Raw genomic sequence first — 19,459 nt, forward strand, 5'->3', positions numbered from 1 at the left:
CCGGGTACCGCCCCGGTCCCCTGCCATGCCCCAGAGCGGTGCAGCATTCATGCCATGCGCCGCGAAACGCTCGCATCCCTGCGATCTGCCAGGTTTTTTTGCATCGAGCGGGAACTTGTGCGCTGCAGCGAACACAATCCAGCGTGTTCCCACTCCAGAAAACCGGCTCTTCCCCGTTCACCATGCGTCTGCTTCTGCTTTGCCTGCTCTCAGTGCTGCTGCTCGGCTCGACCCTGCTGCAGAGCGAGAACACGGCCTGGGCAGGCGAGCCCGAGCTGCTGCAAGGGGATGTGCTGCTGGTGACCTCGCCCTGCGAGGTGATGGCCGACGAGCCAGACACGCTGGACGAAGAGCTGCGCACGGCCGTGCGCCTGTACCAACCCCCGGTCACCAACGACGACCGCACCGAAATGTTCTGGGCGCCCGAAGAGCCCCACCTGGACACCCCTGTCCACACCAGCGCCCCCGCGCTCTTCTCGGTGCGGCTGAGCAGCGTCTGCCCCCGGCCCCTGCTGCGCCCGCCACGCCTGGCCGCCTGAGGCCCGCGCCCGCCTGACGGCCCGGCGCCACCCTCCCCCCCCTCCCTGTCGACTGACATCGCCTGCCGATCCGGCCGCCGCTGACGCGAGCGCCGGACCCGCAACGCCTGAGCGCGTTGCGCACGCACGGCCCCAGGCTTGGCGCCTGTGGGCCGGCCCACCCGCTTTTCTTCACGGCCCTGTGCCGCCCAAGCCATGCACGCTTTTGATTCTTCCCTGCCACGGCGCCTGCCCAGACTGGCGCTGCTCACCGCAGCCCTGTCGCTGGGCAGCATCGCCCCCCATCTGGTCCAGGCCCAGACAATGCCCACGCCCAGCCACCGCACAGACGCCACGCCGGTGATGAGCCTGGAACAACTCACCCGACGGGTGCTGGAGCACAACCCCGAACTGCTAGCCGCCCTGCAGGCGCGCCAGACCGCCGCCGCCGGCGTCACCAGCGCCGCCGCCCTGCCCAACCCACGGCTGGAGGTGAGCGGCGGCCACAACAGTGCCCGCCTGCCCGCGGCCACACCGGGCCAAGTGCAAACCTGGGCGGTGTCGCAGTTGATCGAAAACCCGGCCCTGCGCAGCGCCCGCCAGGACGCCGCCCGGGCCGGGGTGAAGGGCAGCACCGAACAGGCCGAAATCACGCGCCAGGCCCTGATCGCCCAGGTGCATTTGCGCGCCTACGAAGCCCTGCTGCGCCAGGCCGAAGCCGCCAGCGCCAGCGAATCGCTGGCCTTGCTGGAGCAGGTGCGAGAACGCGTGCGCCTGCGGGTGGACAGCGGCGAGGCCCCGCGCTACGAAATCATCAAGGCCGACGCTGAAATCATCAACGCCCGCCAGCGCCAGCAAAGCGCGGCCCTGCAGGCCGAACAGGCCTTGCTGAGTCTGAACCGCCTGGCCGCCGGCCAGTTGCCCGAGCGCTGGCGACTGCAGGCCTCGCTGGACGATGCACCGACGCTGCCCAGCCTGAGCGCGCTGCGCGCCCAGGCCCATGAGCGCAACCCGGAACTGCGCGCCCTGCAGGCCGAGATCGAGCGCGCCCAGGCCCGCCTGGCCGAGGCCAGGGCCAGCCGCTGGCCCGGGCTGGAACTGCGCTACAGCCAGACCCGTGACCCCGAGATCCGCCAGAACCAGTTGGGGGTGAGTGTGCAGATCCCGCTGCTGGACACGCGCAGCGGCCCCCGTGCCGAGGCCGAATCCGAGCTGTTGCGCCTGCAGGGCCGCCTGGACGGGCGCCGCGCCGAACTGGGCCAGCAGGTGCTGCTGGCCTGGAAATCCCTGGAGCTGGCCCGCGGGCGCACCGAGGCCCTGAGCCAGGGCGCCGTGCGAGAAGCCGAGGCTGCGCTGCGCGTGGCCCAGGCCGCCTACCGCTATGGCGAGCGCGGCATCCTCGATGTGCTGGACGCTCAGCGCGTGCTGCGCAGCGTGCGCGCCGACCTGCTGGATGCGCGCTACCAACAGCAAGTGGCGCGCATCGAACTCGAACTGCTGGCCGGCCGCCACGGCGAGCCCGAGTTCCCCGCCGCCACCACCGCCCCCCCCACGCCGGCCGGCCCGACCGCCACCTCCCACCAGCCCTGACGCCCCCTCTTTCCATGAAACCCATCATGAACGCATTCACGTTCCCTCCCCTGGCCACCCTGAGCACGCTGACATTGGCCTTGCTCTGCGCCTTCACCTTGAGCGCCTGCGGCCCGGCCGACAAGCCCGCACCTGTCGCGGAGGCCCCCGCCACCGACCCGATGGAGGTGCGCGTCAAGCCCGAGATGGCGGTCCAGTTCAAGGTGCAGAAACTGGCCCCGGTCGACCTGGTGCCCACCCAGGACGTGGCCGGCCGCATCGAGGCCAATGACCGCCTGGTGACCCGCATCGGGGCTTCGGTCACCGGCCGGGTGACCGATGTGCTGGCCGAGGTGGGCGACCGCGTCAAGACCGGCCAGGCCCTGGCTCACGTGGCCAGCCCCGAGCTGACCACGGCCCAGTTGGCCTATCTGCGCGCCCACGCCGCCAGCCAATTGGCCGAACGGGCTGTGGAGCGCGCTCGTCAGCTGATCCAGGCCGACGTGATCGGCTCGGCCGAACTGCAGCGCCGCGAATCCGAGCTGAGCATCGCCCGCGCCGAATTGCGCGCCGCCGGCGACCAACTTCAATTGATGGGACTGCCTGCGGGCGCCATCGAGCAATTGCGCAGCCAGGGCACGCTGGCGGCCAAGACGGCCGTGGTGGCCACGCTGTCGGGCGTGGTGATTGAACGCCAGGTGAGCCGAGGCCAGGTGGCCCAGCCGGGTGACCCCCTGTTCACCGTGGCCGACCTGGGCAATGTCTGGGTGGTGGGCGGCCTGCCCGAACAGGCGGCACGCTCGGTGCAGCCGGGCCAGGCCGTGGAGATCGAGGTGCCGGCCCTGGGGGCGCAGCGCCTGCAGGGCAAGATCGTCTACGTGGGCGACACCGTCTCGCCGGAGACCCGCACCGTCACCATTCGCACCCAGGTCGACAACGCCCGTCGCGACCTCAAGCCACAGATGCTGGCCACCATGCGCATCGCCGCCGCACCCCAGCAGGTGCTGGCCGTGCCCGCCGCCGCGGTGGTGCGCGAGAACGACCGCGACCACGTGTTCGTGCGCCAGGCCGAGGGCCGCTACCGCCTCATGCCGGTCGAGCTGGGGGCCGCCAGCGGCGCCCAGCGCCCGTTGCTCAAGGGCCTGCCCGAGGGCAGCGAGGTGGTGGTCGAAGGGGCCTTCCACCTGAACAACGAGCGCAAGCGCGCCGAACTGGAGTAAGCCATGGTTGCCTCCCTGATCCGTGCTGCGCTGAGCCAGCGCCTGGTGGTGGTGGTGCTGGCCCTGGTGCTGTGTGCCTTCGGCGTGCGTGAAGCCACCAGGCTGTCGGTGGACGCGTTCCCCGACGTGACCAATGTGCAGGTGCAAGTGGCCACCGAAGCGCCCGGCCGCTCGCCCGAAGAGATCGAGCGCTTTGTGACCGTGCCGCTGGAAATCGCCATGACCGGGCTGCCCGGCCTGGTCGAGATGCGCTCGCTCAACAAAAGCGGCCTGTCCATCATCACCCTGGTGTTCACAGACACCACCGACGTGTACTTTGCGCGCCAGCTGGTGACTGAGCGCCTGATCGAGGTGACGCCACGCATGCCCGCCGGCATCGTGCCGGTGCTGGGCCCGGTCTCCACCGGCCTGGGCGAGGTCTATCAATACACGCTGGAGCGCCCCGACGACGGGCAGCGTGCGCTGACCCCCGAAGAGTTGGCCGAACGCCGCACCGTGCAGGACTGGGTGCTCCGCCCCATGCTGCGCTCGATCCCGGGTGTGGCCGAGATCAACTCGCAGGGCGGCTATGTCAAGCAGTACCAGGCCCTGGTCGACCCCGGTCGGCTGCGCCACTACGGGCTGTCGGTGCAGCAGGTGGTGCAGGCGATTGCCAGCAACAATGCCAATGCCAGCGGCGGCATCCTGCCGCAGCTCACCGAGCAGTACCTGATCCGCGGCCTGGGGCTGATCCGCACCCTGGACGACATAGCCAACATCGTGGTGAAGGAACAGGCCGGCGTGCCGGTGTACGTGCGCGACGTGGCCACGGTCCAATTGGGCAGTGAAGTGCGCCAGGGCGCCATCATCAAGGGCGGCTACACCGAAGGGGTGTCGGGCATCGTGCTGATGATGCGGGGCGGCAACGCCAAGCAGGTGGTCGGCCGGGTGAAGGATCGGGTGGACGAGATCAACCGGCAGGGCCTGCTGCCCGACGGGCTGCAGATCGTGCCCTATTACGACCGAACCGAGCTGGTCGATTCGGCCCTGTTCACGGTGGGCAAGGTGCTGGTCGAAGGCATCTTCCTGGTGGTGGTGATCCTGTTCATCTTCCTGGGCGACGTGCGATCCAGCCTGATCGTGGTGGCCACCCTGGTGATTGCTCCGCTGACGACCTTCATCCTGATGAACCGCTATGGCATCTCGGCCAACCTGATGTCGCTGGGGGGGCTGGCGATTGCCATCGGCCTGATGGTGGACGCCACGGTGGTGGTGGTCGAGAACGTGTACCACCGCGTGGGTCAGGCCGGCGCAAGCATGGGCGCGCGGGTGCGCGCCATCCTGGACGCCACCACCGAGGTGGCCACCCCGACCATCTTCGGCATGGCCATCATCATCCTGGTGTTCCTGCCGCTGATGACGCTGCAAGGCATCGAGGGCAAGATGTTCGCGCCGCTGGCCCTGACCATCGCCATGGCCCTGGCCGTGTCGCTGGTGGTGTCGCTGATCCTGTCGCCGGTGCTGTGCGCCTACTTCCTCAAGGGCGGGGCTGACCACGACACCCGGCTGATCGCCTTCCTGAAGCGCCATTACCTGCGCCTGCTCGACGGTGCCACGCTGCGCAGCCGCCTGACGCTGGGGGTGGCCGTGGGCCTGCTGCTGGGATCGCTGGCGCTGTTCCCGCTGCTGGGCAAGTCCTTCATGCCCACCATGAAGGAAGGCGCGCTGACGCCACAGATCAACCGCGTGCCCAGCATCTCGCTGGACGAATCCATCCGCATGGAAATGGACGCCATGAAGGCCGTGGCCGAGGTGCCCGGGGTGCGCATGGTGGTGTCCAAGCTGGGCCGGGGCGAGTCGCCCGCCGACCCCGCCGGCCCCAACGAGTCCGACCCCATCGTGCTGCTCGACCCGAAATCGGACCGCACCCAGGACGAGATCGACGAAGACATCCGACAACGCCTGTCCACCATCCCCGGGGTGCAGATCGTGCTCTCGCAGCCGATCTCGGAGCGGGTCGACGAGATGGTGACCGGGGTGCGCTCGCAACTGGCCATCAAGGTCTTCGGGGATGAACTGGGCGAACTCAAACGCCTGTCCGAGCAGGTGGCCCGGGTGCTGAAAAGCGTGGACGGCAGCCGAGACATCCGCATCGAGCGGCTGTCAGGCCAGCAGGCACTGACGGTGGACATCGACCGCAAGGCCATCGCCCGCCACGGCATCAATGTGGCCGACGTGCACAGCCTGATCGAGACCGCCATCGGAGGCAAGGAAGTGACCACCCTGTACGAAGGCGAGCGCCGCTACAACGTGGTGGTGCGTTTCCCGGCCGCGGCGCGGCAGAGCGCCGAGGCCATCGGCAACACCTTGCTGACCACGACTGACGGCGCCCAGGTGCCGCTGTACTCGGTGGCGCGCATCGAACTGGTGGACGGCCCGGCGCAGATCAGCCGTGAAAGCGGCAAGCGCCGCGTGGTGGTGGGCGCCAACGTGGAAGGGCGCGACCTGGCCGGCTACGTGGCCGAGGTGCAGCAACGCCTGGCCCAGGAGGTGCGCCTGCCCGAGGGCTATGAGTTCCGCTTCGGCGGGCAGTTCGAGAACATGGAGCGCGCCATGGGCACGCTGGCGGTGATCGTGCCGCTGACCATCGCGGCCATCTTCTTCCTGCTGTTCCTGCTGTTCAACTCGGTGCGGCTGGCCAGCCTGATCATCCTGGTGTTGCCCTTTGCCTCGATCGGGGGCCTGGTGGCCCTGTTCGTCACGGGCGAGTACCTGAGCGTGCCGGCCTCGGTGGGCTTCATCGCGCTGTGGGGCATTGCGGTGCTCAATGGCGTGGTGTTGGTGACCTGCATCCGGCGCCTGCGCGAAGACGGGCTGGAGGTGGCCGCCGCGGTGCGCGAAGGCTGCGTGCAGCGCTTTCGCCCCGTGATGATGACGGCCACCGTGGCCCTGCTGGGTCTGGTGCCGTTTCTGTTTGCCACCGGCCCGGGCTCTGAGGTGCAACGCCCGCTGGCCATCGTGGTGATCGGGGGCTTGATCTCCTCCACCCTGCTGACCCTGGTGGTGCTGCCCACGCTGTACCGCTGGTTCGACGAAAAACCCACCGAAGCCTGAAGGAGGCCGACATGAAGGAAATCCGAGCCATCGTGCGGCCCAGCCGCTTGAACCGCCTGCGCGATGCGCTGCGCGCCATCCCCAACTTTCCGGGGGTGACCATCTTCCGGGCCGAGGGCTTCACCGCCCCGGCCGCGGTGGACAAACGCAGCGTGCGCGAAGAACTGACCGACTTCAGCCCCAAGCTGATGGTGTCGGTGCTGGCCCAGGCCGAGATGGTGGAGACCATCCGCCAGGCCATCACCCAGGCCTGCCAGACCGGCCAGATCGGGGACGGTCTGGTCTGGGTGGTGGACATCGACGAGACCCACCGCATCCGCGACGGCAGCGCGGTATGAGCCTTTGCCCCCCTGTGAACCTGCGAGGTTTCTCAGGGGGTGGCATGGCCGCCAGACAGGCTCAAGGTGGCGGCATGGCCGCCACGTAGGGCGCATCGGTCAGGGTGCGCAAAAAGGCCACCAGGTCATCAATGTCCTGCTCGCTCAAGGCGGGCGGCTGGTCGGGGCGGCGGTTCAGCGGCGGGGAGTTGACGTTGACGTTGCCGTGGTGGGCCGGGGCCACGTCTTCGAACACACTGCCCGAGGCATACCACTGACCGGGTTTGATCGAACGTGTGTTGTAGAAGGCCACCGCGTCGCGCAGCGAGTGCAGCACACCGTTGTGCATGAAGCTCTGGCGCAGCGCCACGTTGCGCAGCCCGGGGGTGCGCAGGTAGGCGCACCACTGCTGCGGTTCGGGCCACTGCTGGGCCCGCGCCGTGGCGCACAAGCCCTCATCGAAGTGCCCGGCCCGGCGGTTGGGTGCCAGGGCCCGGTTGCGTGGCACGGCAATCGCGTCATAGCCGAAATCGGTGAACAGCGAACGCTCGGGCCGTGAAGCCGTGTCCGACAGGGCGTGACACGAGGCGCAGTTGCCCTTGTCTGGGTTCTTGAACAGGGCCAGACCGCGCATCTCGGTGGGGCTCAAGGGGTGGCGCGCGCGCAGGTAGGCATCGAAACGCGAGCTGAAGGGCGCCATCTCATCGCTTTGCAGGTAGGCCTCGAAGGCCGCACCCAGGGCCCGCACCAGGGTCTCGGGGTCACGCATCACGGCCGGGCCGAAGGGGGCCACCCCGCTGTCGGCCAGGGATTGGGCCAGCCCGTTGCGGCGCAGGCGCTGCAGCAGTTGACGCGGGCTGCCGTTGTTCATCTCGTGCGGGTCGAACAAGGGCCCCCGCGCCTGCTCGGCCAGGGTGTCGGCACGGCCATCGGCCATCAGGCCGCCAAAGGGCGACGGATAAGGCGCGTCGTCGTCCTGGTAGAAGTGGCGGCGCGGCACATAGCGCACATACAGCAGCGAGGGCGCGTTGCGCAGGCTGAACTCGCCGGCGCGGCTGCCACGTGGCGTGCCGGGCCCGCCGGCCACGGCCTGCGGCCCCGGCATGAAGGCCCGGGCCGGGTCGTGGCAGCTGGCGCACGAGGCACCCGCCGGCTCGGACAGGCGTGGCTCGACAAACAGGCGCCGGCCCAGCGCCACCAGGGCCGGGTCGGGTGCAAAGCGGGCGCTGGTGGCGTCGTACTTGGCGGCCACCAGTGGGCTGCGGCCGATCGGGGCCAGCACCTTCTGCGCCCCACCGCCCGAGACCAGGACCACGCTTTCAGGGGCGGCCAGCGCCCCGGCACACAGGCTGCCTGCGAGCAGTCCGCCCAAAAGGCGCCAGGCGCCCGCCAACAGCGACCTCACGGCGTCAGGAAGCCGGTCTTGTCGCAGCTCAGTGCCTTGCCCGACTGCACACAGGTAGCCATCAGCTTGCCGGCGGCGCTGTAGGCCTTGAAGGTCCAGCCCGTGGCAGGGGCCGCGTTGCGGTCCATCACCATGAAGCCGAAGCTGGCGCTGTGCGTGATGCGGTCGATCGTGGCCCCCACGGCGGGCGTCAGGCCCGCGGGCAGCGGGTCAGGCAGCGCCACATCCAGGGAGTCGCCGCCGTTGCCGGTGACCAGCGTGGCCGGGTGGCCCGAGGCGAAGTTGATGGCCTGGAAGTCATGCACGTGACCATGCAGGGCCACGTTGACGCCCGGCGGGTAGTAGGCCTGGGCGTTCAGGCTGCTCATGGCCGACTGCAGGGCCAGGTTGCCGGGCGCCGGGGTGCTGCCGGCCACCGGGGCAAAGGCCAGGATCGGGTGGTGGTTGGTGAAGATGGTGTTGACCACGCCGGTCTTGGCCGCCAGGCTGCCCACGGTCTGGAACTGCTTCTGATAGATGGCGAACTGGGCATCGGTGGGCTTGAGGGCGGAGGAACCAGTCTTGGCCGAATCGAACACCACGATCTGCGAGTCGGTGCCCAAAGCCACCGCGTAGGGGTCGGCATAGTTGGCCGTGCCGTCGTTGACCGGGTCGTCGCAGTTGCGGGCGGCCGAGTAGCTGCGCACGTCCATGAAGCGGTACCAGCCCTGGCCGGCGCGCGCGCATTCTTCGTGGTTGCCACGCACCACCACCCAGGGGGCGGCAGACAGCAGCGGGGCGGCAGGCTGGAACAGGTCGGCCAGCCAGGTGTCCCAGCCGTAACCCCAGGGGCTGCCCTGGCAGCCGGCCACGTCGCTGGGGCAGGCGTTTTCACGGTAGTGGTAATCGCCGATGTGCAGCACCAGGTCAGGCGTCATTGAGGCTGCGACCTTGGACAGGCTGGCAAAGGGCCAGGCCACCGGGTCGCTGCAGGCCTGCCAGGCGGCGCCGGCCTTCTTCATGCGGCAGCCGGTGTCGGCCAGCACCAGCACGCGTTGGGGATTGGCCTTGGGCACGGGCAGCACACGGTTGGCCACGGCCACCTTCTGCGCCCCACCCGGCAGGTTGGCTTCGCACACCGAGACCGGGAAGGCCGAGGGCTTGGAATCCACCGGGTCGCTGGCCGTGGTGCGCTGTGCGGCCGTACCGGGGCCCACGCGCAGGTTCATGCGGGTGGCGTTGCCATCCACCACCAGCAGTGGGCAGGCGGCATTGGCGCTGGTGCCAGCCGCAGTGGGCGGGGTGTAGCTGGTGACCACACGGGCGATGGCCTGGTTGCTGTCGCCCATTTCCACCCAGGCCGCCTGGATGTTGGCGTCGCCGCTGGCGGCATCGGGGGTGCTGTCACCGCTGCAGCCGGGCAGCACCAGGGCCGCGCCCAGGGTGGACAAGCCGGCCAGCCAGACCAGGGGGTGCTGTTGGATTTTTTTCATGGTGGGTTCTCCGTCCTCGGTAAACCCCACACCGTACGGAGCGGCTGTTTCAGCGTCGTGACAAGACCGCTACACGGCCTTGACATGCACTGAATTTTGGCGTTGCGGGCACCAGCATGGTGCACCACCAGGCAAGGTTCCTGCTTTAACATTTGGAGACATTCAGACCGACCCTTATCGAGGCATCCCCATGGAATTGACCCCCCGGGAAAAAGACAAGCTGCTCATCTTCACCGCCGCCCTGCTGGCCGAGCGCCGCAAGGCGCGGGGCCTGAAGCTGAACTACCCCGAGGCTGTGGCCTACATCAGTGCCGCCGTGATGGAAGGCGCGCGGGACGGCAAGACCGTGGCCCAGTTGATGAGCGAAGGGCGCACCCTGCTCAGCCGCGACGAGGTGATGGAGGGCATCCCCGAAATGATTCCCGACATCCAGGTCGAGGCCACCTTCCCTGACGGCACCAAATTGGTGACCGTCCACCAGCCGATTCCATGACATCCGCGACAGGAGAACAACGACCATGATTCCCGGCGAACTGATCATTGACGAGGGCGAGCACGCCCTCAACACCGACCGCCCCACCGTGACCCTGCTGGTGCGCAACACGGGCGACCGCCCGATCCAGGTGGGCTCGCACTACCACTTTGCCGAAACCAATGCGGCGCTCGGCTTTGACCGCGCCGCGGCGCGCGGCATGCGGCTGAACATTGCCTCGGGCACCGCTGTGCGCTTCGAGCCCGGGCAGGAGCGCACGGTCGAGTTGGTGGCCGTGTCAGGCAGCCGCCACATCTACGGTTTTCGCGGCCTGGTGCAGGGCGCCCTCTGAAGCCTGCAGGCAAAGGACACACCATGAGTTCCATTTCACGCCGCGCCTACGCGGAAATGTTCGGCCCCACCACGGGCGACCGCATCCGCCTGGCCGACACCGACCTGATCCTTGAGATCGAACACGACCACACCCTGGCCGCCGGCAGTTACGGCGAAGAGGTGAAGTTCGGCGGTGGCAAGACCATTCGCGACGGCATGGCACAAAGCCAGCGCGCCCGCGCCGAAGGCGCCGTCGACACCGTGCTGACCAATGCCGTCATCCTGGACCACTGGGGCGTGGTGAAGGCCGACATCGGCCTGAAGAACGGCCGCATCGTGAAGATCGGCAAGGCCGGCAACCCCGACACCCAGCCCGGCGTGGACATCATCATCGGCCCGGGCACCGAGGTGATCAGCTGCGAAGGCAAGATCGTCACCGCCGGGGGCATCGACACCCACATCCACTTCATCGCACCGCAGCAGATCGAAGAGGCCTTGTGCAGCGGCATCACCACCATGATCGGCGGCGGTACCGGCCCGGCCACGGGCACCTTTGCCACCACCTGCACCCCCGGTCCCTGGAACATCGAACGCATGATGCAGGCGGCCGACGCCTTTCCGATGAACCTGGGTTTTCTGGGCAAAGGCAACGCCAGCCTGCCCACAGCGCTGCATGAGCAGATCGACGCCGGTGCCATCGGCCTGAAACTGCACGAAGACTGGGGCACCACGCCCGCCGCCATCGACAACTGCCTGAACGTGGCCGAGCTGACCGACACCCAGGTGGCCATCCACACCGACACGCTCAATGAATCGGGCTTTGTCGAGGACACGGTGGCCGCCTTCAAGGGCCGCACCATCCACACCTTCCACACCGAAGGCGCGGGCGGCGGCCATGCCCCCGACATCCTGCGCGTGGTGGGCGAGGCCAATGTGCTGCCCTCGTCGACCAACCCGACACGGCCCTACACCATCAACACGCTGGACGAGCACGTGGACATGTTGATGGTGTGCCACCACCTGCACGCCAACATCGCCGAGGACCTGGCCTTTGCGGAGAGCCGCATCCGCAAGGAGACCATCGCAGCCGAAGACATCCTGCACGACCTGGGCGCCATCAGCATGTTCAGCTCGGACAGCCAGGCCATGGGCCGGGTGGGCGAGGTGATCCTGCGCTGCTGGCAGACCGCCCACAAGATGAAGCAGCAGCGCGGCAAGCTGCCCGCCGACACGGCACGCAACGACAACTACCGGGCCCGGCGCTACATCGCCAAATACACCATCAACCCGGCCATCGCGCACGGCATCGGCCACATCGTGGGCAGCATCGAGGAAGGCAAATGGGCCGACCTGGTGATCTGGAACCCGGCCTTCTTTGGCGTGAAGCCCTCGCTGATCCTCAAGGGCGGCTTCATTGCCATGGCCGCCATGGGCGACCCCAACGCCAGCATCCCCACGCCCCAGCCAGTGCACTACCGGCCCATGTTCGGCGCCTTCGGCGGGGCCATTGCCAAGGGCTCGCTCACCTTTGTGTCGCAAGCGGGCATGGCAGCAGGCATCGACCAGCGCTACGGACTGCACAAAACCCTGGCCGAGGTGAAGAACATCCGCACTGTGGGCAAGAAGGACATGCTGCTCAACGACTATGCGCCGCGCATGGAAGTGGACGCCCAGACCTACGAGGTGCGGGCCGACGGCCAGTTGCTGACCTGCGAGCCCGCCACCAGCCTGCCGATGGCGCAGCGCTATTTCCTGTTCTGAGACCGGGTCGATCCCCTGAGACCCGGCCAGGGTCGGGGCCGAAGCGTTAAAGTTTCGGCCCCCGTTCTCACTTTCCCGTCTGGATTGCCGACCATGCTGCAGATCTCCAAAATCATCCCCGGTGGCCAGGGCCTGGCGCCCGTGCTGCTCAAGCGCGCCCACTCCCTCGAACTGGACTGGGACGTGCGCCAGAAAAGCCGTTTCGATGCCACCGACTCGGGTGGTCGCCACCTCGGCGTTTTCCTGCCGCGCGGCACCACGGTGCGCGGCGGCGACGTGCTGGTGGCTGAGGATGGCTCGCTGGTGCGCGTGATCGCGGCCCCCCAGCCTGTGCTGCGCATCACGCCCTGCAGCAGCCATGGCAGCCCCTTCGACCTGGTGCGGGCCGCCTACCACCTGGGCAACCGCCATGTGCCGATCGAGCTCAAGCCCGACCACCTGAAGATCGAGCCCGACCATGTGCTGGCCGACATGCTGCGCAGCATGCACCTGATCGTGAACCCGGTGGACGAATCGTTCGAACCCGAGTCGGGTGCCTATGGCGACCACGGCGGGCACCACCACGGCCATGGGCACGACCATGACCACGGCCACGACCATGAGCACCACGGCCACGATCACAAGCACGCGGCCCACGAACCCGGCCCCGATGCCCCGCACGAGCACACCCAGGATTGCGGCCATGACCATGGGCACGACCACCAGCACGGGCATCAGCACGGGCATCAACACACCCACGACCACGATCACGGCCATGAACACGGCCCGGGTTGCAACCACGACCACGATCACGACCATGGGCACCGTCACTGAAGCCCCTGGTCCGGCCCAGCCCAGCCCGGGCACGGCCGGCCTGCTGTCGCTGATCTGGCTGGCCTCGCCGGCCCTGCCGGTGGGCGGCTTTTCCTATTCCGAAGGGCTGGAGGCTGCGGTCGAATGGGCCGGGGTCGACAACGAAGCCCAGGCGGCCGGCTGGCTGCTGGACCAGTTGCACCTGGGCCTGGCCCGCGGCGATCTGGCCGTGTTGGCGGCCAGCGTGGAGGCCTTGCGTGCCGACCGACTGGACCGCCTGGCCGAACTCAACCAATGGGTGTTGCACACCCGCGAGACCAGCGAGCTGCGCCTGCAAAGCGTGCAGATGGGCCGCTCGCTGATCGACTGGCTGCGCAACCTGCAGCCCGCCCAGGCAGAACGCGTGCAGGCCCTGGGCCTGACCTACCCGGTGGCCTTTGCCGCGGCCGCCGCCGCAAGCCCTGCCAGCGCCGCCGACATCTGTGCCGCCTTTGCCTTTGGCTGGTGCGAGAACATGAGCCAGACTGCCATCAAGGCCGTGCCCCTGGGCCAAAGTGCGGGCCAGCGCATCCTGGCCCGGCTGGCGGCCGAGATCCCGGCCGCCGTGGCCGGTGCCATGGCCCTGGACGATGCCGACCGCCAGGCCTTCACGCCGCGGCTGGCCGTGCTCTCGGCACGCCACGAAACCCAGTATTCCCGGCTTTTCAGAAGTTGAGCCCCACCCTGCCCACGCCCTGCCTTTTACCGAGACCCCACATGAGCACCGCCCTGCACCACATCCCCGGCCGCACCAAGAAACTTCCGCCCCTGCGCGTGGGCATCGGCGGCCCCGTCGGCTCGGGCAAGACCACCTTGCTGGAAATGCTGTGCAAGGCCATGAGCCCACAGTACGACCTGATCGCCATCACCAACGACATCTACACCAAGGAAGACCAGCGCCTGCTGACCGTGAGCGGCGCCCTGCCCGCCGAACGCATCCTGGGGGTGGAAACCGGCGGCTGTCCGCACACGGCCATTCGTGAAGACGCCTCGATCAACCTGGAGGCCATCGACCGCATGCTGGCGCAGTTCCCTGACGCCGACGTGGTGTTTGTCGAGTCGGGCGGAGACAACCTCGCCGCCACGTTCAGCCCCGAGCTGAGCGACCTGACGATCTATGTGATCGACGTGGCTGCGGGCGAAAAAATCCCGCGCAAGGGGGGCCCTGGCATCACCAAAAGCGATCTTTTCGTGATCAACAAGACTGATCTGGCCCCCCATGTGGGTGCCGACCTGGCCGTGATGGAGGCCGACACCCAGCGCATGCGCGGCAAGAAGCCCTATGTGATGACCAACCTGAAAACCCTCAGCGGTCTGACCCAGGTGGTCGAGTTCATCGAGACCAAGGGCATGCTCAAGGCCTGAATCGCCGCTGCAGCGGCAGGCCTGACACGGCCTGCCGGAACGGGTTTGTTCGTCGACAACACACGGGTGCGCCTGCCGGCATCCGTTTCAAATGCTTGTTTTTGCCCCCTTCTCCTGTTAAGTTCGTAACGAGTCATTAATTACCCGATACGACGTGAGGGGCTATGTACATTCGCTTGTTTGTGCTGATGGTTCTGGTGGCGTTCAGCTATTACGCTGGTGTGTCGCCGAACACCCGCAACCACGGGTTCAACACCGTGGTGGCCTATTCGCTGCTCGTGTTCGGCCCCATGCTTTATCTGTTGCCCAGTTACGAGGCCTTCAGAAGCCGGCAACCCAAGCGCCTGACCATCGCCCTGTTGAACCTGTTTCTCGGCTGGACCGTGCTGGGTTGGGTGGCTGCCCTGGTGATGGCCATCAAGAAACCCGAGGTGACCTTGCCCGACGGCGAGGAAAGCGGGTACTTCGACAGTGAATTGCTGGTGCGAGGCTTCTCACTCCTCAATTGCCCGAAATGCGGCGAAAAGGTGAAAGAAGACGCCATCAAGTGCAGGCACTGCGGCACCAGCCTCACGCCCGCTGTGTGAGCGGTCAGGCCGCGCGGGCCGGGGGCACGCCCTGCCGCGGCAGCCGCACCACAGCCAACAAGCCCCCGCCATCCGGCCGGTTGCGCAGTTGCAGCAGGCCCTGGTGGCGCAGTGCGATGTCTCGCGCAATCGACAAGCCCAGCCCCATGCCGCCACGGTGCCGCTGGGCGGTACTCTCCAGGCGCACAAAGGGCTGCAGCACACGCTCAAGTTCGGCCTCGGGCAGCCCGGGGCCGTGGTCGCGCACCTCGATCCCGACCTCGCGGCCATCGTCCCAAAGAAAAATCTCGGCCTGCACACCGTAGCGGATCGCATTCGTCAGCAGGTTGCCCAGACAGCGCCGCAAGGCCAGCGGCTGCACCAGCAAGGCGCCGGCCCGCCCATGCACCGGCACCCAGTGCCCGCAGGCCTGCTGGTCATCGGCCAGGCTGTCAACCAGGGCCTTGATGTCCAGCCACACCGGTGGCTCGGGAGCGGCCACACCGCGCAAGTGGTCCAGCGTGGTGGTGATCAGCGCATCCATCTCAGCAATGTCGCGCCGGAACAGGCTGCGGTCGGCCGGGTCGAGCAGGCGCTCGGCCCGCAGGCGCAGCCGGGTCAGTGGGGTGCGCAAGTCGTGCGAAACCGAGGCCACCACCCGGTCGCGCTCCTGCAGGCGTTGCTGGAGCGTGCTCTGCAGCTGATTGAAGACCCGGCTGACTTCACGGAACTCGGCGCTGCCTTCCTCTGGCAAAGGGGGGCGCTCCAGGCCCTGACCCATGGCCCGTGCGGCCAGCACCAGGCGCTCGACCGGTGCGGCACAGCAGCGGGCACCCACCCAGGCCGCCAGCACCGCAGCCAGCAGGCCCAGCGCCCACTCCAGCGCACCCTGCCAGGCCAACGGCGACGAGGCCCGTTGGGCCGCCCCCTCCAGGTCGAACACCCAGGCGTGCAAAGACAGCAGCAAGGGCCCCAACAGCAACTGGCCCACCACCGCCATCCCCACCATCACCCAGGCCAGGCGGCCAAACAGCGAGGCCGGCAGGCAACGCACCAGGCCGCGCGCCAGGCAGGCGCGCCAGCGCGAGGGATGCAGCAGCGGCTGGAGCACCAGGGTGAACATGGCTTTGAACTCGGTTGTACGGGCTCAGGGCTGCCAGCCCATGCGCCCCTGCACGTGGCGCACATTGAACAGGTAGCCTGCCCCACGCACGGTCTTGATGAAACGGGGCTCGCGCGGATCGTCCCCCAGCTTCTGGCGCAGTCGCGACACCAGCAGGTCGATGCTGCGCTCGAACACTTCCATCGACCGGCCACGTGCATCCTCCATCAACTGGTCACGGCTGCAGATGCGCCGCGGCATCGACAAAAAGGTGCAAAGCAGCCTGAATTCGGCATTCGACAAGGGGGTGACCACCCCCTCTGGGGTGATCAGGTGACGCGCCATGCGGTGCAGCTGCCAGCCATCAAAGTGCACCACCTCGGACTCCTCGGGCGGCGGCGCCTGCCCGCTCGTGATGCGACGCAACACCGTCTGGATGCGCGCCACCAGCTCACGTGGCTCAAAGGGCTTGCTCATGTAGTCGTCGGCCCCCATCTCCAGCCCGATCACCCGGTCGTAAGGATCGCCCCGGGCCGTCAGCATGATGATCGGGATGCGCGAACGCGAGCGCAGCTCACGCGCCAGGGCCAGGCCATCGGTGCCGGGCAGCATCACGTCCAGCACCACCAGATCGACCGGCTGCGCTGCCAGCACCCTGCGCATGGTGTCGGCATCACGCGCCGTGTGAGCCGTGAAACCAAAGCGCGACAGGTATTGGGCTAGCAGTTGGGTGATGTCTGCATCATCGTCAACCACGAGGATGTGTTGCATGGGCAATCGAGAGCGAAAGACGCCGAAGTCTACGCACCGCCGCACCCCTTCAAGCCAGTCAAATAGACCCTGAATACCCGCCTGTTCCAGGCTTAGAAACGTGGTTTGTAAGCATCTTCTTACAGTCCTGACATACCCTGAGTACGGGGGGTAGCGACAGTTGAAGGACCTCCACCTACCCGGCCTGCAACCCCTTCACCGAACCCACCTCACCCGCTCCCAAGCCCAAAGACGCCTCCAAGGCCGGCTACAATGCGCGGCGAAGGAAGTGTGGCAGAGTGGTCGATTGCACCGGTCTTGAAAACCGGCGGCCCGAAAGGGTCCGTGAGTTCGAATCTCACCGCTTCCGCCAGTTATCCGCCCAAGTTGTTTCGACAACTTGGGCGTTTTCTTTTGGGGTTCGAGAAATGGGCTTTGGCAGGCAAAGGCCGGCTCGAGCCCTCCCCCCCACCCGCGTCCCGACCCTCAGGCCAAGCCATACCCCGCATGCGAGAACGGTGTCTGGCGCAGGCGCTCGCCCGTGGCCTTGGCAATGGCGTTGGCCACCGCCGCGGTCATGGGCGCATAGGGCGGCTCGCCCATGCCGCCCCAGACCTCGCCGCCCGTGGGCACGAGAATGGGGGTGATCTGCGGGGTCTGGCGCAGTTGCAGCAGCGGGTAGTCGGGCAGGTTGCTCTGCTGCACCCGGCCGTCGCGCAGGTTGATCTCGCTCATGAACATGGTGGTCAACGCGTAGATCACATTGCCTTCGATCTGGGCCCGGGCCGAGTCGATGTTGGCGACATGGCCGGGGTCGACCGCCACCCACACCTTGTGCACCGTGACCGCTTTTTGTGCCGACACCGACAGCTCGACCACCGCTGCGGCGTAGCTGCCGTAGGCGTCCTGCACGGCCAGGCCCTGCACCCGGCCCTTGGGCAGGGGCTTGCCCCAATGGGCCGCGCTGGCCACAGCCTGCAGCACCTGGCGGTCACGGCTGTTGGCAGGCAGCAGGTCCAGGCGGCCTTGCAGCGGGTCTTTGCCGGCGGCGGCCAGCACTTCGTCGAGAAAGCATTCGCGGGCAAACGGATTCTGGGAGTGGAAGACCGAGCGCCAAAAGCCCACCGGTACGTTGATGTCGCACAGGCCATGGCGCACGTCCAGGGCCGGCACCTGGTAGGGCATGTCGTGAAAGGACTCGCCGGCCTGGAAGTCTTGCCCGTTTTTCAGGGCCTCGGGGCGGATGGCCGCCACGATGGATTGCGAAGCCAGCAGCGCCTGCCAGGCCACCAACTGGCCGCTGGCGTCGATCACCGCTCGCTGGCGGTACAGGGCGGCGGGGCGGTAGAAGTCGTGCTGCATGTCCTCCTCACGGCTCCACAGCAGCTTGACCGGCACGCCCGGCAGGGCCTGGGCGATTTGCACCGACTGGCGCACAAAGTCCTGAAAACCGCCGCGCCTGCCAAAGCCACCGCCCAGGTAGGGCCGGTGCACCTTCACCTGCTGCACCGGCAGGCCGGCGGTCTTGGCCGCCACCGCCAGCGTGGCCTCGGCGTTCTGTGTGGGGGCCCAGACCTCCAGCGTGTCGCCCTGCAGCAGGCTGGTGCAGTTCTGCGGCTCCAGGGTGAAGTGGCTCAGGTAGGGCACGAAGTACTCGGCCTCGACCACCTTGCCGGCCCCCACCTCGGTCTGGGTCTTGGCAAAGTCGCCCTCTTGCCGCAGGGGCCGTGCGGCCTGGGTACCGGCCTCCAGCAACTTGCGCACGGCGGCGTCATCGAGTTTGTCCTGGCCCTTGTAGTCCCAGCTCACCTTAAGGGCCTTGACGGCCTGCTGGGCCCGCCACCAGTTGTCGGCCACCACGGCCACGAAGTCGGGGCCGGTGACCACCTTCTTCACGCCACGGCGGCTTTTCACGGCGCCATCGTCCACGCTGGCGGGCGCGCCGCCAAACACCGGGCATTGCACGATGGCGGCATACAACATGCCGGGCAGGCGCACATCGATGCCGAACACCGCGCTGCCATTGACCTTGGCGGGGATGTCGAGGCGCGGGATGGGCTTGCCGATCAGGCTCCACTCCGAGGGCGCCTTGAGCTTGACCGACTCGGGCACCGGCTGCTGGGCTGCCTGGGCGGCCAGTGCGCCGTAGCTCAGGCTGCGCTGGCTGGCCGGGTGACTGACGCGGCCCGCCTTGGCCACCACCTCGGCGATCGGCACGCCCCACTGCTGGGCGGCGGCGGCCTTGAGCATCTCGCGGGCCACGGCGCCGGCCTTGCGCATCACGGCCTGCGAATCGCGGGTGCCACGGCTGCCACCGGTGGCAAAAGTCACGTACACCTTGTTGCGGGCAATGTGCTCGCTGACCGAGGCGAACTCCATGCGCACATCGGCCCATTGGCATTCCAGCTCTTCGGCCAGCATCATCGGCAGGCTGGTGCTGGTGCCCTGGCCCATTTCGGCTCGGGCCACCTCGCAGACGACCTGGTTGTCAGGCGTGATGCGAATCCAGGCATTGATATCGACAGCGTCCGAGGGGGCAGAGCCGGCTTTCTGGGCCATGGCCGGCATGTGAAAGCCCAGGGTGAAGCCGGTGGCAGCCGCGGCACCGGCCTTCAGGAAGCTGCGGCGCGAGGTGGGCCGTGTGCCCGTGGGGATGAGGGGAAGGATGGGGGTGTTCATGCGGGC

General features: G+C 67.8%; 17 protein-coding genes and 1 tRNA gene. 13 read left to right on the forward strand and 5 right to left on the reverse strand.

What is annotated here, in order from left to right; all coding sequences use genetic code 11:
- The first annotated feature begins 182 nt into the window (after window positions 1-182).
- From AC07PT_RS13985 to AC07PT_RS14005, 5 genes are all read left to right on the forward strand, one after another.
- Complete coding sequence (locus AC07PT_RS13985) at window positions 183-539, forward strand: hypothetical protein (protein ID WP_494656994.1); 357 nt, start codon at window positions 183-185, stop codon at window positions 537-539.
- Window positions 540-734: 195 nt separating this feature from the next.
- Window positions 735-2,108: a TolC family protein gene (locus AC07PT_RS13990; protein WP_492349837.1), complete on the forward strand. Its 1,374-nt coding sequence runs from the start codon at window positions 735-737 to the stop codon at window positions 2,106-2,108.
- Between the two features lie 26 nt (window positions 2,109-2,134).
- Entirely contained in the window at window positions 2,135-3,307 is a 1,173-nt protein-coding gene (locus tag AC07PT_RS13995) for an efflux RND transporter periplasmic adaptor subunit (RefSeq protein ID WP_494656995.1), read from the forward strand.
- A 3-nt stretch (window positions 3,308-3,310) separates the two neighbouring features.
- Window positions 3,311-6,400 carry an efflux RND transporter permease subunit gene (locus tag AC07PT_RS14000; RefSeq protein ID WP_492349839.1) on the forward strand — a complete coding sequence of 1,030 codons (3,090 nt, stop codon included), beginning with the start codon at window positions 3,311-3,313 and terminating at the stop codon, window positions 6,398-6,400.
- Window positions 6,401-6,411: 11 nt separating this feature from the next.
- Complete coding sequence (locus AC07PT_RS14005; RefSeq protein ID WP_019574809.1) at window positions 6,412-6,738, forward strand: P-II family nitrogen regulator; 327 nt, start codon at window positions 6,412-6,414, stop codon at window positions 6,736-6,738.
- Window positions 6,739-6,799: 61 nt separating this feature from the next.
- On the opposite strand, the gene AC07PT_RS14010 is transcribed toward AC07PT_RS14005, so the two are convergent.
- Both AC07PT_RS14010 and AC07PT_RS14015 read right to left on the reverse strand, forming a co-directional pair.
- A complete protein-coding gene (locus AC07PT_RS14010) occupies window positions 6,800-8,122 on the reverse strand; it encodes a cytochrome-c peroxidase (RefSeq protein WP_494656996.1) in 1,323 nt (440 codons plus the stop codon).
- A complete protein-coding gene (locus AC07PT_RS14015; protein WP_492349841.1) occupies window positions 8,119-9,594 on the reverse strand; it encodes a metallophosphoesterase in 1,476 nt (491 codons plus the stop codon). Before AC07PT_RS14015 ends, AC07PT_RS14010 begins: the two co-directional genes overlap by 4 nt.
- Window positions 9,595-9,784: 190 nt before the next feature.
- Between AC07PT_RS14015 and ureA the strand changes: the two genes are divergently transcribed.
- The 7 genes from ureA to AC07PT_RS14050 all read left to right on the forward strand — a co-directional run bounded on the left by ureA (window position 9,785) and on the right by AC07PT_RS14050 (window position 14,943).
- On the forward strand, window positions 9,785-10,087 hold the full coding sequence (gene ureA / locus AC07PT_RS14020; protein ID WP_019574812.1) for an urease subunit gamma: 303 nt from the start codon (window positions 9,785-9,787) through the stop codon (window positions 10,085-10,087).
- 25 nt (window positions 10,088-10,112) lie between these two features.
- Window positions 10,113-10,418 (forward strand): urease subunit beta, encoded by a 306-nt coding sequence (locus AC07PT_RS14025; protein WP_019574813.1) that lies wholly within the window; start codon window positions 10,113-10,115, stop codon window positions 10,416-10,418.
- A gap of 23 nt (window positions 10,419-10,441) precedes the next feature.
- Complete coding sequence (gene ureC / locus AC07PT_RS14030) at window positions 10,442-12,160, forward strand: urease subunit alpha (RefSeq protein WP_492349842.1); 1,719 nt, start codon at window positions 10,442-10,444, stop codon at window positions 12,158-12,160.
- 93 nt (window positions 12,161-12,253) lie between these two features.
- Complete coding sequence (gene ureE, locus AC07PT_RS14035) at window positions 12,254-12,973, forward strand: urease accessory protein UreE (RefSeq protein ID WP_494656997.1); 720 nt, start codon at window positions 12,254-12,256, stop codon at window positions 12,971-12,973.
- The gene (locus AC07PT_RS14040) at window positions 12,957-13,667 is read left to right on the forward strand and encodes an urease accessory protein UreF (protein WP_492349900.1); all 711 of its coding nucleotides are present in this window, start codon (window positions 12,957-12,959) and stop codon (window positions 13,665-13,667) included. The genes ureE and AC07PT_RS14040 overlap by 17 nt, the downstream gene beginning before the upstream one ends.
- A 41-nt stretch (window positions 13,668-13,708) precedes the next feature.
- Entirely contained in the window at window positions 13,709-14,356 is a 648-nt protein-coding gene (gene ureG, locus AC07PT_RS14045; RefSeq protein ID WP_019574817.1) for an urease accessory protein UreG, read from the forward strand.
- Between the two features lie 164 nt (window positions 14,357-14,520).
- Window positions 14,521-14,943: a superinfection immunity protein gene (locus tag AC07PT_RS14050; protein ID WP_494656998.1), complete on the forward strand. Its 423-nt coding sequence runs from the start codon at window positions 14,521-14,523 to the stop codon at window positions 14,941-14,943.
- 4 nt (window positions 14,944-14,947) lie between these two features.
- Here the strand turns inward: AC07PT_RS14050 and AC07PT_RS14055 are convergent, their stop codons facing one another.
- Both AC07PT_RS14055 and AC07PT_RS14060 read right to left on the reverse strand, forming a co-directional pair.
- The gene (locus AC07PT_RS14055) at window positions 14,948-16,045 is read right to left on the reverse strand and encodes an ATP-binding protein (protein ID WP_494656999.1); all 1,098 of its coding nucleotides are present in this window, start codon (window positions 16,043-16,045) and stop codon (window positions 14,948-14,950) included.
- Between the two features lie 24 nt (window positions 16,046-16,069).
- The gene (locus tag AC07PT_RS14060) at window positions 16,070-16,795 is read right to left on the reverse strand and encodes a response regulator (protein WP_492349846.1); all 726 of its coding nucleotides are present in this window, start codon (window positions 16,793-16,795) and stop codon (window positions 16,070-16,072) included.
- A 264-nt stretch (window positions 16,796-17,059) separates the two neighbouring features.
- Here AC07PT_RS14060 and AC07PT_RS14065 point away from each other — a divergent pair.
- A tRNA-Ser gene (locus tag AC07PT_RS14065) sits at window positions 17,060-17,147 on the forward strand.
- A 113-nt stretch (window positions 17,148-17,260) separates the two neighbouring features.
- Here AC07PT_RS14065 and AC07PT_RS14070 read toward each other — a convergent pair.
- Complete coding sequence (locus tag AC07PT_RS14070) at window positions 17,261-19,453, reverse strand: xanthine dehydrogenase family protein molybdopterin-binding subunit (protein ID WP_494657000.1); 2,193 nt, start codon at window positions 19,451-19,453, stop codon at window positions 17,261-17,263.
- Between the last annotated feature and the right edge of the window lie 6 nt (window positions 19,454-19,459).

Source organism: Curvibacter sp. GW821-FHT09D12, assembly GCF_059416245.1.